Annotated in this window: 12 protein-coding genes; 9 read left to right on the forward strand and 3 right to left on the reverse strand. The window is 65.1% G+C overall.

The genetic code is table 11. From position 1 onward, the window contains the following. The 4 genes from CIC12_RS09820 to CIC12_RS09835 form a co-directional block, all read left to right on the forward strand. Positions 1-1192 (forward strand): MFS transporter (locus CIC12_RS09820; protein ID WP_168663932.1); only part of this gene is annotated, 1192 nt, incomplete at its 5' end. A 296-nt stretch (positions 1193-1488) separates the two neighbouring features. Next, entirely contained in the window at positions 1489-2406 is a 918-nt protein-coding gene (locus tag CIC12_RS09825) for a LysR substrate-binding domain-containing protein (protein ID WP_168663933.1), read from the forward strand. Positions 2407-2583: 177 nt separating this feature from the next. Continuing rightward, positions 2584-3891: an MFS transporter gene (locus CIC12_RS09830; RefSeq protein WP_168663934.1), complete on the forward strand. Its 1308-nt coding sequence runs from the start codon at positions 2584-2586 to the stop codon at positions 3889-3891. A gap of 61 nt (positions 3892-3952) precedes the next feature. Continuing rightward, positions 3953-5200, forward strand: coding sequence for a metal-dependent hydrolase family protein (locus tag CIC12_RS09835; protein WP_168663935.1), 1248 nt, complete (start codon positions 3953-3955; stop codon positions 5198-5200). Positions 5201-5407: 207 nt separating this feature from the next. Here CIC12_RS09835 and CIC12_RS09840 read toward each other — a convergent pair whose 3' ends face one another. Further along, positions 5408-6322: a DMT family transporter gene (locus CIC12_RS09840; protein WP_168663936.1), complete on the reverse strand. Its 915-nt coding sequence runs from the start codon at positions 6320-6322 to the stop codon at positions 5408-5410. Between the two features lie 130 nt (positions 6323-6452). On the opposite strand from CIC12_RS09840, the gene CIC12_RS09845 reads away from it, so the two are divergent. Both CIC12_RS09845 and CIC12_RS09850 read left to right on the forward strand, forming a co-directional pair. Further along, complete coding sequence (locus CIC12_RS09845; protein ID WP_168663937.1) at positions 6453-7382, forward strand: LysR family transcriptional regulator; 930 nt, start codon at positions 6453-6455, stop codon at positions 7380-7382. A gap of 109 nt (positions 7383-7491) precedes the next feature. Further along, positions 7492-8571: an asparaginase gene (locus CIC12_RS09850; protein WP_168663938.1), complete on the forward strand. Its 1080-nt coding sequence runs from the start codon at positions 7492-7494 to the stop codon at positions 8569-8571. A gap of 117 nt (positions 8572-8688) precedes the next feature. Here CIC12_RS09850 and CIC12_RS09855 read toward each other — a convergent pair whose 3' ends face one another. Further along, positions 8689-9660, reverse strand: coding sequence for a chemotaxis protein CheV (locus CIC12_RS09855; RefSeq protein WP_168663939.1), 972 nt, complete (start codon positions 9658-9660; stop codon positions 8689-8691). A gap of 394 nt (positions 9661-10054) precedes the next feature. Between CIC12_RS09855 and CIC12_RS09860 the strand changes: the two genes are divergently transcribed. The 3 genes from CIC12_RS09860 (at position 10055) to CIC12_RS09870 (ending at position 13780) form a co-directional block, all read left to right on the forward strand. Continuing rightward, positions 10055-10621: a DUF4142 domain-containing protein gene (locus CIC12_RS09860; protein ID WP_168663940.1), complete on the forward strand. Its 567-nt coding sequence runs from the start codon at positions 10055-10057 to the stop codon at positions 10619-10621. 263 nt (positions 10622-10884) lie between these two features. Continuing rightward, positions 10885-12600, forward strand: a complete 1716-nt coding sequence (locus CIC12_RS09865; protein ID WP_168663943.1) for a tetratricopeptide repeat protein — start codon at positions 10885-10887, stop codon at positions 12598-12600. A gap of 154 nt (positions 12601-12754) precedes the next feature. Further along, entirely contained in the window at positions 12755-13780 is a 1026-nt protein-coding gene (locus tag CIC12_RS09870; RefSeq protein ID WP_168663941.1) for an aldo/keto reductase, read from the forward strand. Positions 13781-13823: 43 nt separating this feature from the next. On the opposite strand, the gene CIC12_RS09875 is transcribed toward CIC12_RS09870, so the two are convergent. Next, a partial coding sequence (locus tag CIC12_RS09875) for a hypothetical protein (RefSeq protein ID WP_168663942.1) occupies positions 13824-14196 on the reverse strand: 373 nt, incomplete at its 5' end.

The raw sequence follows: 14196 nt of genomic DNA on the forward strand, positions 1-14196 counted from the left end.
CTTCTGGTGCACCCGGATCCTCTCGTCGCTGTCATTCCAGATGCTCGCCGTGGCGATGGGCTGGCACATCTACGCGCTCACGCATAGCGCCTTCGCACTGGGCCTCGTCGGCCTCGCGCAATTTCTGCCGATGTTCCTGCTGACGCTGGTGGTCGGCCACGTCGCCGACCGCTACGACCGCCGCCGCATTGCGGCCATCTGCCAAAGCCTCGAAAGCGTCGCTGCGTTGCTGTTCGCTTTCGGCACCTTCGGCGGCTGGATCAGCGCGCCGGTCATCTATGTGCTGGCCGCCTGCGTCGGCGCGGCGCGCGCGTTCGAATCGCCCGCGGTCGCCTCGCTGTTGCCCGCCGTCGTGCCGCGCGGCTATTTGCCGAAAGCGACCGCATGGGCCACGTCCGCGAATCAGACGGCGCAGATCGCGGGTCCCGCGCTGGGTGGTCTGCTGTATGGCATCGGTCCAGGCGCTGCCTACCTCGCGTGCACGCTGTCGTTCGCGGCTGCCGCCGCATCCGTGTGGAGCATCCCGCTGCAAACGAAACCCGCGAGCCGCGCGCCCGTGACGCTCGAGTCGATCTTTTCGGGCATCGCGTTTATCCGCAAGGAGCCAGTGATTCTCGGCGCACTCTCCCTCGATCTGTTCGCCGTGCTGTTCGGCGGCGCGACCGCGCTGTTGCCGATCTTCGCGCGCGACGTGCTGCACACGGGCCCGCTCGGTCTCGGTCTGCTGCGCTCGGGCACTGCGATCGGCGCGCTCGCGGGCACCATCTGGCTCGCGCATTTCCCTTTGCGCAACCGGCCTGGCGCGGCGATGTTCGGTGGTGTGATCGCGTTCGGTCTGGCCACGTTGGTGTTCGGTCTGTCGCATCAATTCTTCGTGTCGCTGTTTGCGCTGATGGCGTTGGGTGCGTCGGACACCATCAGCGTCGTGGTGCGCCTCTCGCTCGTGCAATTGCGCACGCCCGACGAAATGCTGGGCCGTGTAAGTGCGGTCAATTCGCTTTTCATTGGCACCTCGAATCAACTCGGCGAATTTGAATCGGGCGTGACGGCGGGGTGGTGGGGTGCGCGGACGGCGGTGCTGGTCGGCGGCATCGCGACGATCTCGGTCGCCCTGCTGTGGATGAAGCTGTTTCCGGCACTGCGCGACACCCGCTCGCTCGAGCGCGAAGAGGAACTGGCGCCAAGCCGCTGATCGGGAGGAGTGACAGCGTTCAGCGGGATCGGCCGCGTGGAATGCAAATGCGCGCCTGGCGCGATTGAGGCCACCTCGGGTTCGCACCACGGCCGCATGACGCGCGACGATGTCGCCCGGCATCCATGCGCGTGACACCTGCACGCTCTGCATGAGCGCCACAAAGGCAACAGAGCCGGTGTGGCGCGCCTACCCACCTGCCCATCGTCGCACAACGACGACCCTCATCATCCGCATGATCGAGCCGATGCCTGCACCCGCTATGATGGTGCGATCGTCACTCGGCCATCATCATCATGCGCATCGCCCCTTTACCTCCGCTCCAATGTCTGGTCGCGTTCGAATCGGCCGTGCGGCATGCGAGTTTCACCAAGGCCGCCGCCGAACTGCATCTGACGCAAAGCGCGGTGAGCCGGCAGATCGCCCAGCTCGAAGACTTTCTTGGCCGCTCGCTATTCGTGCGCGAGCATCGCGCGTTGCGTCTGACGATCGCCGGCGAAGGCTACGCAAAGCACGCGCAGTGGCTGCTCGCCACCTGCTCGGAAGCCACGCTCGACGTGATGAAGCGCTACGGCGATCTCGAACTGACGATTGCGTGCTCGTCCGGCGTCGCGGTGTTGTGGCTCACGCCCCGGCTTGGCGCGTTTCGTGCCGCGCATCCGAACGTCAAGATCAGAATGATCGTGCGCGATGGTCTCGCGTCGCTGTCGCCCGCGGAATTCGACGTGGGTCTGTACTACAGCCGTCAGCGTGCCGAACCGCATTTCACTGCGCGCCGCATCTTCGACGAAGAGGTGTACCCGGTATGTTCGCCCGGCTATCTCGCCGGGCGTGTGCTCGAACCCGCGGACCTCGCGCACGAAACCCTGCTGATGCAGGAGGACGGCCAGCGCCAATGGATGTCCTGGTCCGAGTGGTTCCGTCTGAACGGCGTGCAGATGCCAGCCGCGCCGCAGTCGGTCGTCGTCAATCATTATCCGCAACTTGTGCAGATGGCGATTCTCGGCCAGGGCGTGGTGCTCGGCTGGCGGCATATGATCGACGCGTGCCTGAGCGAAGGGCTGCTGGTACGCGCGACGCAGGCGTCGGCGAGTCACGGCGGCGGCTATTACGTCGTGTCGCCGAACGACCGCTCGCAGAACCAGGCGGCGCGCCTCTTCACGCGCTGGCTGTTCGAGCAGGCCGAAGCGCAGATGGGCAGGACGGCCGTTTAATCCCCTGAATCCCGCTTCGCATGCGCTACGCGCATGCGTGCATGCGAATCTTTCGTTTCGAAAACAAATCCGGTGTCTCTAGGATCGGTGTCATGCCTGTGAAAGCGCCGCTCGATCATGGCGCGGCGCGTTGCCGACACTTTCGCCTGACAGGGCAGCCAGATGAGGAAAGAGACCATGCAGGGAACGCTTTCATCCAACGTCGCACTCTCCGTCGACTCGCTCGCGCGGCAACGTCGCCGCGCCATCATCGCCACCGTGCTCGGCAACGGGCTGGAGTGGTTCGACTTCACCGTGTACAGCTTTTTCGCGGTCATCATCGCGAAGCTGTTTTTTCCGACCGGCAATGAACTGAGCTCGCTGCTGCTCGCGGTCGCGACCTTCGGCGTGGGCTTTTTCATGCGGCCGGTGGGCGGCATCGTGCTTGGCGTCTATGCGGACAAGGTCGGCAGAAAGGCGGCGCTCTCGCTGACCATTCTGTTGATGGCGGGCGGCACCGCCTTGATCGGCCTCGCCCCCACCTACGACCAGATCGGCCTGTGGGCGCCGGTGCTGATCGTGATCGCGCGTTTGCTGCAAGGCTTCTCGGCCGGCGGCGAAATGGGCACCGCCACCGCCTTCCTCACGGAATACGCGCCGGCCAATCAGCGCGCTTTCTATTCGAGCTGGATTCAGTCGAGCATCGGCTTCGCCGTGCTGCTCGGCGCGGCGGTCGGCACTTTCGTGACCACCAACCTGAGCGCGGACGCGCTGCACTCGTGGGGCTGGAGAATGCCGTTCCTGATTGGCATTCTGATCGGACCGGTCGGCTATTTCATTCGCAGCCGCATGGATGAAACGCCGGCGTTCAGCGCAGTGGCCGACGAAGCGAAGAACGATTCGCCGCTCGCCGAAGTGTTCCAGCGCTTTCCGCGCGAAACGTTTGCGAGCTTTTCGATGGTGATTCTGTGGACCGTCTGCACCTACGTGCTGCTGTTCTATATGCCGACCTACTCGGTGCGCACCTTGCATCTGCCGCAATCCACCGGCTTTTTCGCTGGCATGTTCGGCGGTCTGATGATCATGTGCTTCTCGCCGGTGGTCGGCAAGCTGGCCGACCGCTTCGGCCGCCGCGTGTTCCTCTCCGGCGCGGCCGTCTCGATCCTGCTGCTCGCATGGCCGATGTTCGCCTACATCAATCACGCGCCGGGCCTCGCGTCGCTGATGGTGTTCCAGGGCGTGTTCGGCTTGCTGATCGCCGCGTACACCGGCCCGATTCTCGCTGCGTTCTCCGAACTTTTTCCGACCAAGGTGCTGTCGACCGGCTTGTCCGTTGCTTACAACTTCGCCGTGACGATTTTCGGCGGCTTCGCACCGTTCTTCATCACGTGGCTGATTGCCTCGACGGGCAGCAACATGGCGCCCGCGATCTACGTGATGATCGCCGCGGCCATCAGCCTCACCGGCACCTTCTTCGTGCGCGATTCGCGCCAATGCCGCGCCTGAAGCGGCGCGTCCGGCCCGTCGAGGGCCGGGCGGTTTCCTTCATCCAGTCAGGAAGATATCAATGAGCATTACGGTAATCAGCGGCGGCAACGTACTCGATCTGGCGCAGGGCGCGTTGCTCGAACATCATCATGTCGTGATCGAAAACGGCCATATTGTCGAAGTCACCGACCGTCCCGTCGACCTGCCGAACGCGCGCGTGATCGACGCGCGCGGCAAGACGGTGATGCCCGGCCTGATCGACTGTCACGTGCACGTGCTGGCTTCACGCGCGAACCTGGGCGTGAACGCGGCGCAGCCGAACATCGTCACCGCGATTCGCGCGTTGCCGATTCTGAAGGCGATGCTCGGGCGCGGCTTCACGAGCGTGCGCGATGCGGGCGGCGCGGATTGGGCGTTGACGCAGGCGCTCGAAAGCGGCCTGATTCCAGGTCCGCGAATTTTCCCGTCGGGCAAGGCGTTGTCGCAGACCGGCGGTCATGGCGATTTCCGGCCGCGCGGCGACGTGCTCGAACCGTGCTCATGCGCGTTTCGCGCGGGCGCGATTGCGCGCGTGGTCGACGGCGTGGACGCAGTGCGGCTCGCCGTGCGCGAAGAGATTCAGAAGGGCGCCACGCAGATCAAGATCATGGCGTCGGGCGGCGTCGCGTCGCCGACCGATCCGATCAGCAACACGCAGTATTCGGAGGACGAAATCCGCGCGATCGTCGCCGAGGCTCAAGCGGCCAACACCTACGTGATGGCGCACGCGTACACGGGCCGCGCGATCTCGCGGGCCATTCGCTGCGGTGTGCGAACGATCGAACACGGTAACCTCGTCGACGAAGCCGCCGCGCAACTGATGCGCGAGCATGGCGCGTTCGTCGTGCCCACGCTCGTCACCTACGACGCGCTGGCCAAACACGGCGCCGACTCCGGCTTGCCGGCCGATTCGATCGCGAAGATCGAAACCGTGCGCGAGGCAGGGCGTGCTTCGCTGCAGATCTATGCGAATGCGGGCGTGCCGATGGGTTTCGGTTCGGACCTGCTTGGGGAGATGCACACGTTCCAGAGCGACGAGTTGCGCATTCGCGCCGAAGTGCTCGGTAATCTGGAAGCGCTGCGCTCGGCCACCACGATCGCCGCGGACATCGTCGAGTTGAAGGGCAAACTCGGCGTCATCGAGGCGGGCGCGATTGCGGACGTGCTGGTGGTCGACGGCGATCCGCTGAAGGATATCGGCGTGCTGACCGGGCAGGGTGAGCGTCTCGCGTACGTGTTGCAGCGAGGCGAGGTGGTGAGCGAGCGGGGCGTGGTCGCGTCGCGCTGATTCGCGCTCGGGCGCGGCGTCGCGCAAGCTGTGCCTGGCGGGCCGTGGCATCGCACGCTCGCGCCACGATGACGCTGCGGGCGCGCCGCGTCAGTTTCTCATCACGCGCGCGGGCGTTCGTGCGCCAGACGCGCCAGAGCGCCAGAGCGCCAGAGCGCCAGAGCGCCAGACGCGTCGTCGCCAGTCTCGCGCCGGGGCAGTTCCCCGTCAGGCCCGCGCGACCCTCGCGCGCGAAGCGCTCCAGCGCACCGTCGCGAGGATCGACGCGGCGACGATCAGCGCGCCGCCGATCCACGCGGTCGCCGAAATCCGTTCACCTAACCAGATACACGCGAACAGCGCGCCGAACGCGGGCTCGCTGCCCATCAGCAGCGACACGCGCGTCGGACTGCTGCGCTTGATCGCGAAGTTCTGCGCGAAGAACGCAAACAGCGTGCAGGCCAGCACCAGATACGCGACGTAGGCCCAGAACAGCGCGTGGCCGTTCAGCGTCGGCACCGCTTGCCATTGCTGATTTGGCGCAAACAAGCACGCCGCCGCCGCGCTGCCGAACGCCACGACACCCGACTGAACGGCAGTCACCGACAAGGGCGGCAGCGCCGAATCACGCATGACGCGTTTGGTCACGCACACGGTCAATGCGCGCAGCAACGCGGCGAGCAGAATCAGTGCGTCGCCCGGATTGAAGCTCACCGCGCCGTCGCCGGCCAGCAGCCACGCGCCGAGCAGCGACAGCGCCACCGCGGCCCATTCGATTCGGCTCGGCCGGCGCTTGAGCAGCAACCATTCGACGAGCGGCGTCAGCACCACGCACAGGCTGATCAGAAACGCGGCGTTGGCCGCGCGCGTCATCAGGATGCCGAAGGTTTCGCACAGGAAGATGCCGAGCAGCAGCATGCCAGCGATCAGCACGCCGCGCAGCGTGCGGGCGTCCGCCGCGCGCAGGTGGCGCAACGCGGGCGACAGGATCAGGAACGTGATGCCGAAGCGCAATGCCAGCAGACCCAGCACCGGATAAAACACCAGCGCGCTCTTCACGACACCGTAACTGGTTCCCCATACCACCGCGACCGCGAGCAGCATCAGATCGGACAGTAGGAGCACACGTTCTTGTTTCGACATTGAAAGACCTCGACCACGAGCGACGGAGCGCGTATTGTCGAGCTTTGCGCACGAGGCGATAATGGGGTCGCCATGCACAGCTTATATGTCGTAAACGCATTAATCGATCCCCGCCGAGAGAGTCGCCTCAATGACCCCAACCGAGCTTTTCGCGCTGCTGCCGGACATGGCGGTATTTGCACGCGTCGTCGATGCCGGCAATTTCTCGATCGCCGCGCGTCAGTTGGGCAGCACGCCGTCCACGGTCAGCCGCCAGATCAGGCGGCTCGAGGACGCGCTCGCGACCCGTCTGCTCGAACGGTCCACGCGCACGGTGCGGGTCACGGAATCGGGGGCACAGGTGGTGCGATTCTGTCGCGACATGGTGAGCGCCGCGTCGGGTGCGGTCGATGCCGCCGGGCAACTGGCCGGGCGGCCGCAAGGCAAGGTGAGCGTGAGCGCGCCGACCCAGTTCGCGAAAGCGGTGATTCATCCACTAATCGCCGGCTTCCTGCGCGCGTATGACGAAGTGGATCTGCAACTGCTCTTCACCGACCACGACGTCGATCCGCTCGCCGACGACATCGACCTGGTGATCCGTCTGACCGAGCATCCGCCGCCAGGTCTGGCGGGCCGGCGGTTGGGCGCGGTGCGCTGGTTGCTGGTGGCGTCGCCCGGGTATTTGCGCGAGCGCGGCGCGCCTGCGCAGCCGCGCGATCTGCTGAAGCACGACTGCATCTATCTCGGCGAAACCGCCGACGACAACCGCTGGCGCTTTCGCCGTGGCACGGAAACGCAAAGCGTCGATGTGAAGGGGCGTTACATCGCCAACCACGCGCTCGCGCGGCTCGAAGCCGCGCAGCAGGACTTCGGCATCGCGAGCGTGCCGGAGTTTGCCGCCGTGCGCGCGTTGCAGAGCGGCGAGCTGGTGCGGGTGCTGCCGGAGTGGCGTCTCGAAGCGCGCGCGTACGAGGGCACGGTGTGGCTGCTGTATCCGCCGAACCGCTTTTTGCCGCCGAAGGTGAGGGCGTTGATCGATTACCTGGTCGAGCATCTGCGCGAGCGCCTCGATGCAAACTGATGCGACGTGACGGCACCCTGGTTCGGGCCGCGAAACGAACGTAGAATCGCTCGCGCCGCCGACGATTCAGTGCGCTCGCACTGCCGCGGCGCTCACGAGGAGAACGAGCATGACCCTGCACGAAAGCGCGCCCGTCGCAGCGACCGTCTATCGCGGCGACGCGATTGAAAACACGCATCTCGCGCACGTCGCGGTAGTCGACGCGAGCGGCCGCCTGTTGTATTCGTTCGGCGATCCGTCGCGCGTGACGCTCGCACGTTCCGCGGCGAAGCCGGCGCAAGCGCTGGCGGTGCTGGAAACCGGCGCGCTCGAACGTTTTGGTTTCGACGAAGCCGATCTCGCGCTGATGTGCGCGTCGCACAGCAGCGAGGCGCGTCACATCGAGCGCACGCGCAGCATGCTGGCGAAAGCGCAGGCAAGCGAAACGGATTTGCGCTGCGGCGGCCATCCGCCGTTATCCGATGCGGTGTACATCGATTGGCTCAAGCGCGATTTCAGGCCAGACGGCGTGTGCAGCAACTGCTCCGGCAAGCACGCCGGCATGCTGGCCGGCGCGCGGGCGATCGGCGCGGCGCTCGACGGTTATGAACGGCCCGAGCATCCGATGCAAACGCGCGTGAAGCAGACCGTCGCCGATGTATGCGATCTGCCCGCCGACGCGGTGCTGTGGTCGACCGACGGCTGCAATCTGCCGACGCCTGCTTTTCCGCTCGACCGGCTCGCGCGTCTGTTCGCGAAGCTGGCTGCCGCGCAGGACGAGGTGGCCTCATCGCAGGGCGCATCGGTGTCGTCGCGCACGGCCGCGCTCGCACGCATTTATCGCGCGATGACGGCGTATCCGGAACTGGTGGGTGGCGCGGACCGGTTCTGTACGGTATTGATGCAGGCATTCGACGGCGCGCTGGTCGGCAAGGTCGGCGCGGACGGCAGCTATGCGTTCGGCGTGCGCGCGTCAGAGCAGACGATGCGCCTCGGCGCGGCTGGCGCGCTCGGCATCGCGGTGAAGATCGAAGACGGCAATCTCGCGATGCTCTATGCGGTGGCCGCGGAGCTGCTTGCGCTGCTCGATATCGGCACGGCCAGGCAACGTGCGAAGCTCGAAGTCTTTCACGCGCCGAAGCGACTCAACACGATGGGCGTCGAAACGGGGCGTGTCGCTTTCTCGTTGGAACGCGCGGAGCGTCGATAGAGGCGGCGCTGTTTTGCCTTCATGGCGCGGACTGCTCGATCTCGATGCGGTTCGCGTCGGGCCGAACATAAGCGTGCTTCGAGGCGCTTAATCGACCTCGCGCAACCGCTCACAACCTCAAGCAGCCGCCGGCACCGCCCCCAGCGCATGCCGAATCGCATCGGCCAGTTCGGCCGCTGCGAACTTCGGCACGTACCCATTCGCGCCGGCATTCTTCACGTGCGCTTCGTTCGCCGCGCCCGTCAACGATGAATGGATGATCACCGGAATATCGCGGGTCCGTTCGTCGGCTTTGATCTGGCGCGTCAGCATGAAGCCGTCCATCTCCGGCATTTCGAGGTCGGTCAGCACGAGCGCGATGTGGTCCTTGACCCGCGCGCCGCTCGACTGCGCTTCGCGCGCGACTTGCTGCAAGGTATTCCACGCTTCTTCGCCGGTCTTGGTCATCACGTAGTCCGCGCCGATCGCGCTCAGGGCCTGCTCGATCAGCTTGCGCGCGAAACCGGAATCCTCGGCGGCGAGAATCTTCGCGCCAGGGCGGATGCCCAGCGCCTCACCGACCGAGGTGGGATCGACGCTCGGATGCTGTGACGGAAACACGTCGCGCAAGACCTGCTCGACGTCGATCACCTGCGCGAGCCGCGAATCGCCCGTATTGCCGTCGATGCGCGCAATGCTGGTGACGAGATTGCCGCCCGCGGTGCCGTCGGCGGACAGCACCTGGTTCCACTCCAGCCGCACGATGTCGTCCACTTCCTCGACTGCGAACGCCTGCGTCGAACGCGCGAATTCCGTGACCAGCAGGATGTTCAGACCGCGCGTCGGCTCGCAGCCCATCAGACGCGGCAAGTCGATCACCGGAATGATCTGCCCGCGAATATCCACCGCGCCCATCACGAACGGAGACGACCCGGCGATCGGCGTGACCGGCGGCATGGTCGAGATTTCCCGCACCTTGAAGACGTTGATTCCATACAGCTCGTGCGCGTCGCTGCCCGGCACGCTGCCGAGGCGATACAGCAACAACTCGAATTTATTGGAACTGGTCAGGTTGCTGCGGTCATGATTGGCTCGCTGTGCTTCCGCCATCGAATCTCTCCAGGATTGCGCCGTGTGTCGTGCGCCATTCAGTGTTGCGTCGGCCCCTGGCGCGTGGCTTACCTTCCGGTTATCGGCGCCGTCGGAGAAAAATTCAGCGGTTTCTGGCTGTTTTAATCACATCGTCTGGTCAACCGCACGCGTCGGGCGGGAGCGCTGGACGTGCGTGCAATGCAGGCATGTCAAGGCATTGTCATGCAGGTTACCTAAGGTTACAGAAGCGACAGCACCGTTTCACATGGTCTTTCACGTGCCTCCTAGAATCGACAGCGATAAAAGCGTGGCGCCGTCGGCGGCCCTCAAGTGGGGCTGCAGTTTTTGCGCAGTGTGATGTTCGACGCGCACACGCATCGCTGTTGTTTCGCTTCCACCTCAAGGAGAACGTATGATCCGCTTGCCTCTCGCCACCATCGCCAGCGCCTGCATGACCGGCCTTCTGGCTGTCGCCACCGCGGCTAGCGCTCAGACCACAACAGCCGCACCGGCAGCGGCGGACACGGGCCGTCTGCATGCCGCCGACCAGACATTCATCGCGGACGGCACCAAGGCCATCGCGACGCAGCGCGACGCCGCGCGCATCGCCACGTCGCGTTCCACCGACCGCGACGTGAAGGCATTTGCCGAACGCGTCTCGACCGATAACGCGAAGATCTCGGACGCGCTGCGCGCAGCGAGCCCGCGCGGCGTCGACGTGCCGAAGAACGATCCCGATGCCGCGGTGCTCGCGAGCATCAACAATCTGCGCGGCGCGGAGTTCGACAAGACGTATATCGAACAGGTCGCGCTTGCCGGCGAACAGAAGACGTTGTCGGCGTTCCAGGCGGAAATCGCCTCGGGCCGCGACGAGCCGTTGAAAGACGCGGCGAAGAAGGCGTTGCCGACCATTCAGCAGCACTACGCGATGGCGCAGGATCTCGCGAAGCGCAAGCATCTTTCGGGCACGGCGCAGTAAGGGGTGTGACGCTGTTGCGTCATGTCTCGTCGCCTGTGTGACGCGTAACACGTCATGCGCGGCGCGGGCCGGACGGTGGCCATGTCCGGCCCGCTGCAAAATCGGCGTGCCGCGCATGCGCGCCGCACGCCAGCAGTGGTTCGAAGCGGTGCTTTCGACGATAATCGCTCTTTTCTTGCGTGCTACCCGCAGCGTCTCGCTTGACGCCTTACGAAGCGGCACCGCACCGGCGATTTCTCGTGCATCCCATCGAAGCTGACCGTATGAACAAGCCCGGCAATCTGCCGCAACAGTTGGACTACATGCTTCGGCAAGCCGTCGCGCTGCAACAGAACGGCGCGATCGTCGAGGCGGAAGAACTCTATCGCGAGATTCTCGAACTCAAGCCGCGCCATGTCGATGCATTGAAATGGCTCGGCGAACTCGCGCTGCAAACGGGCCGACCGCAAGAGGGCAGCGATCTGCTCAAAAAGGCGCTGGCCGTCAACGCGAAACAGGCGCCGGTTCATTCGAACCTGGCCTGCGCGCTGAACGCATTGCAGCGCTACGCCGAAGGCCTTGCCAGCGCCGATCGCGCGCTCGCATTACAGGCCAATTTCCCCGACGCATTGAACAATCGCGGCAATGCGCTAGCCGGTCTGAACCGGCCGCTCGATGCGCTTGCCGCTTTCGATCGCGCCATCGCGGCGATGCCGGAGGCCGCGCCTTTCTGGAACAATCGCGCGTGCCTGTTGCGCGACATGGGCCGCGCCGGCGACGCGCTCGCGAACCTCGATCACGCACTCGCGTTGCGCCCCGACTATGCCGCGGCGTGGAGCAATCGCGGCAACGTGCTCGCCGACATGAACCGGCCGCAGGACGCGGAGCAGAGCTACCGGCGCGCGTTGGAACTGGCGCCGGCCTTCGTCGACGCATGGAACAATCTCGGCCTTGCACAGACCGATCTCGATCAGCACGCGCAAGCACTGTCCAGTTTTGAGCGCGCGCTCGCGCTCGATCCCGAATCGGTGGAAACGCGCTGGAACCAGTCGCTGTGTCTGCTGCGAATGGGGCAGTTCGAAGCCGGCTGGCGGCAATACGAATCGCGCTGGGAGCGCACTCGTATCAAGGGGGCGGGGCGCGGTTTCGCGCAGCCGTTGTGGCTCGGCGATTTTCCGCTCGACGGCAAGACGATTCTGTTGCACGCGGAGCAGGGGCTCGGCGATACGCTGCAGTTTTGCCGCTATGCCGCGCTGGTGTCGAAGCTCGGCGCAAAGGTCGTGCTCGAAGTGCCGTCCTCGCTGAAGCGCCTGATGACCACGCTCGACGGTGTCGATCAACTGGTCGAAGCGGGGCAGCCGTTGCCGAGGTTCGATTGCCACTGTCCCCTGCTGAGCTTGCCGCTCGCGTTCAGGACCGACGCGGCAAGCATTCCGGCGTCGACGCCTTATCTGTTCGCGGATACCGAGGCCGCGCGCGCCTGGCGCGAGCGTATAGAAGCGCAGGCCGGGCGCCGTCTGAAAGTGGGCCTCGTGTGGGCGGGCGAAAACCGCTCGCACGTCGCGGAATTGCGCAGGATCGACGAGCGCCGCTCGATCGCGCTCGAACGTTTCGCGCCAATCTTAGAAGCGCCGGACGTATGCTTTTTCAGCCTGCAGAAAGGCGCAGCGGCGTCTCAGTTGCCGGATAGCGCACTGAGCGGGCGCGTCGTGGATTACACGGAAGACTTGCACGATTTCGCGGATACCGCCGCGCTGGTGGCCAACCTCGATCTGGTGATTTCGGTGGATACGTCGACCGCGCATCTGGCCGGCGCGCTGGGCAAGCCGGTCTGGATTCTGAACCGCTTCGACACCTGCTGGCGCTGGTTGCTGGCGCGCAGCGATACGCCGTGGTACCCGGGCGCGCGGCTGTTCAGGCAGCCGGCGTTGGGGGATTGGGATAGCGTGATGCGGGCCACGCGGGAAGCGTTGAGCGCGTCGGCAGGAGGGGGAGGGTAGGGAAGCGGTTGCGCCTGTTCGTGGATGCGGAGGTTGATTCGCTCGTCGTGCATCGCGTTGGCGCCAATCCCCAGCCATCCCACCGACGCGTTTACCCGGACACGCGTAGACTGAACGTCCGTTTATCGACGGCTATGCCACGGGAGATTCAACAATGGAATACAGACATCTGGGTGCGTCCGGTTTCAAGGTGCCGGTTTTGAGTTTCGGCACGGGCACGTTTGGTGGCAAGGGCGAATTTTTCGAGGCGTGGGGCGCCACCGACGTCGCCGAAGCGCGCCGCCTGATCGACATCTGCTTCGACGCGGGCGTCACGATGTTCGACACCGCGGACATCTATTCGAAGGGCGCATCCGAGTCGGTGCTCGGTGAAGCGCTCAAGGGCAAGCGCGACAAGGCGATCATCTCGACCAAGGCGACCTTTCGTTTCGACGACGACCCGAACAGCGTCGGCTCGTCGCGCTTCCATCTGATCCAGGCGGTCGACGCCGCGCTCAAACGCTTGCAAACCGATTATATCGACCTGTTCCAGTTGCACGGTTTCGACGCCAGAACGCCAATTGCCGAGGTTCTGTCGACGCTCGACGATCTCGTGCGCGCCGGCAAGATCCGCTACACCGGCGTGTCGAATTTCTCCGGCTGGCATTTGATGAAGTCGCAGGATGTCGCGGACCGCTACGGCTATCCGCGCTATGTCGCGAATCAGACCTACTATTCGCTGGTCGGCCGCGACTACGAGTGGGAACTGATGCCGCTCGGCATCGACCAGGGCGTGGGCGCGGTGGTGTGGAGCCCGCTCGGCTGGGGGCGTTTGACCGGCAAGATCAAGCGCGGCCAGCCGCTGCCGGATTCGAGCCGGCTGCACAAGACCGCCGACATGGGCCCGCCGGTGCCGGACGAGTATCTGTTCCGCGTGCTCGATGCGATCGACGAGGTGGCCGCCGAAACCGGCAAGACGGTGCCGCAGATCGCGCTGAACTGGCTGCTGCAACGGCCGACGGTGTCGACGGTCCTGATCGGTGCGCGCAACGAGGAGCAATTGCGGCAGAACCTCGGCGCGGTCGGCTGGAACCTGACGCCCGAACAGGTTGCGAAACTCGACGCGGCGAGCGCCGTGCGTCCCGCTTATCCCTATTGGCACCAGGAAGGGTTCGAAGAGCGTAATCCGAAGGCGGTGTGAGCGCGCCGTTTTCCGTGCTGTAGCGATACGTTCCGCTTCGGCCTCAGTGCGCGAGTCCGGCCGGAGCCGCGAAGAGTTCGCCATAGTAGCGGCGGCCCGCGTCGATATGCGGGCCGAACGCAAAACCTTGCGCGAGCATCGCGTCGAAGTCGGCGCGTTCGATTTTCATCAGGTAGCTGTGTTCGGTCGTGACGACACGGCATGGCCGGTCCGTCACCGCCGCACTGAACCACTTGCCCGCGCTCGCGTGATCGGCGGGGTACGCATGACCGGCGGCTTCGATCTGCCAGCCGCCGTCCAGCAGAATCCAGATCGCCTGATCCTGCGCGCCGCTCGCGGCCTCGCTGTCGCATCCGGCGACGACCGTGCCCGCGCGCGCTTCCCATTCATGTGAATGACCGATGATCCAGCGCAAC

It is taken from the genome of Paraburkholderia sp. SG-MS1 (assembly GCF_012275575.1).
GTDB lineage: Bacteria > Pseudomonadota > Gammaproteobacteria > Burkholderiales > Burkholderiaceae > Paraburkholderia.

Excerpts from the sequence above, each read along its gene's own strand:
- CIC12_RS09825 (WP_168663933.1), top strand. The coding sequence starts at position 1,489 with ATGCGCATCGCCCCTTTACCTCCGCTCCAATGTCTGGTCGCGTTCGAA.
- CIC12_RS09830 (WP_168663934.1), top strand. The coding sequence starts at position 2,584 with ATGCAGGGAACGCTTTCATCCAACGTCGCACTCTCCGTCGACTCGCTC.
- CIC12_RS09835 (WP_168663935.1), top strand. The coding sequence starts at position 3,953 with ATGAGCATTACGGTAATCAGCGGCGGCAACGTACTCGATCTGGCGCAG.
- CIC12_RS09840 (WP_168663936.1), bottom strand. The coding sequence starts at position 6,322 with ATGTCGAAACAAGAACGTGTGCTCCTACTGTCCGATCTGATGCTGCTC.
- CIC12_RS09845 (WP_168663937.1), top strand. The coding sequence starts at position 6,453 with ATGACCCCAACCGAGCTTTTCGCGCTGCTGCCGGACATGGCGGTATTT.
- CIC12_RS09850 (WP_168663938.1), top strand. The coding sequence starts at position 7,492 with ATGACCCTGCACGAAAGCGCGCCCGTCGCAGCGACCGTCTATCGCGGC.
- CIC12_RS09855 (WP_168663939.1), bottom strand. The coding sequence starts at position 9,660 with ATGGCGGAAGCACAGCGAGCCAATCATGACCGCAGCAACCTGACCAGT.
- CIC12_RS09860 (WP_168663940.1), top strand. The coding sequence starts at position 10,055 with ATGATCCGCTTGCCTCTCGCCACCATCGCCAGCGCCTGCATGACCGGC.
- CIC12_RS09865 (WP_168663943.1), top strand. The coding sequence starts at position 10,885 with ATGAACAAGCCCGGCAATCTGCCGCAACAGTTGGACTACATGCTTCGG.
- CIC12_RS09870 (WP_168663941.1), top strand. The coding sequence starts at position 12,755 with ATGGAATACAGACATCTGGGTGCGTCCGGTTTCAAGGTGCCGGTTTTG.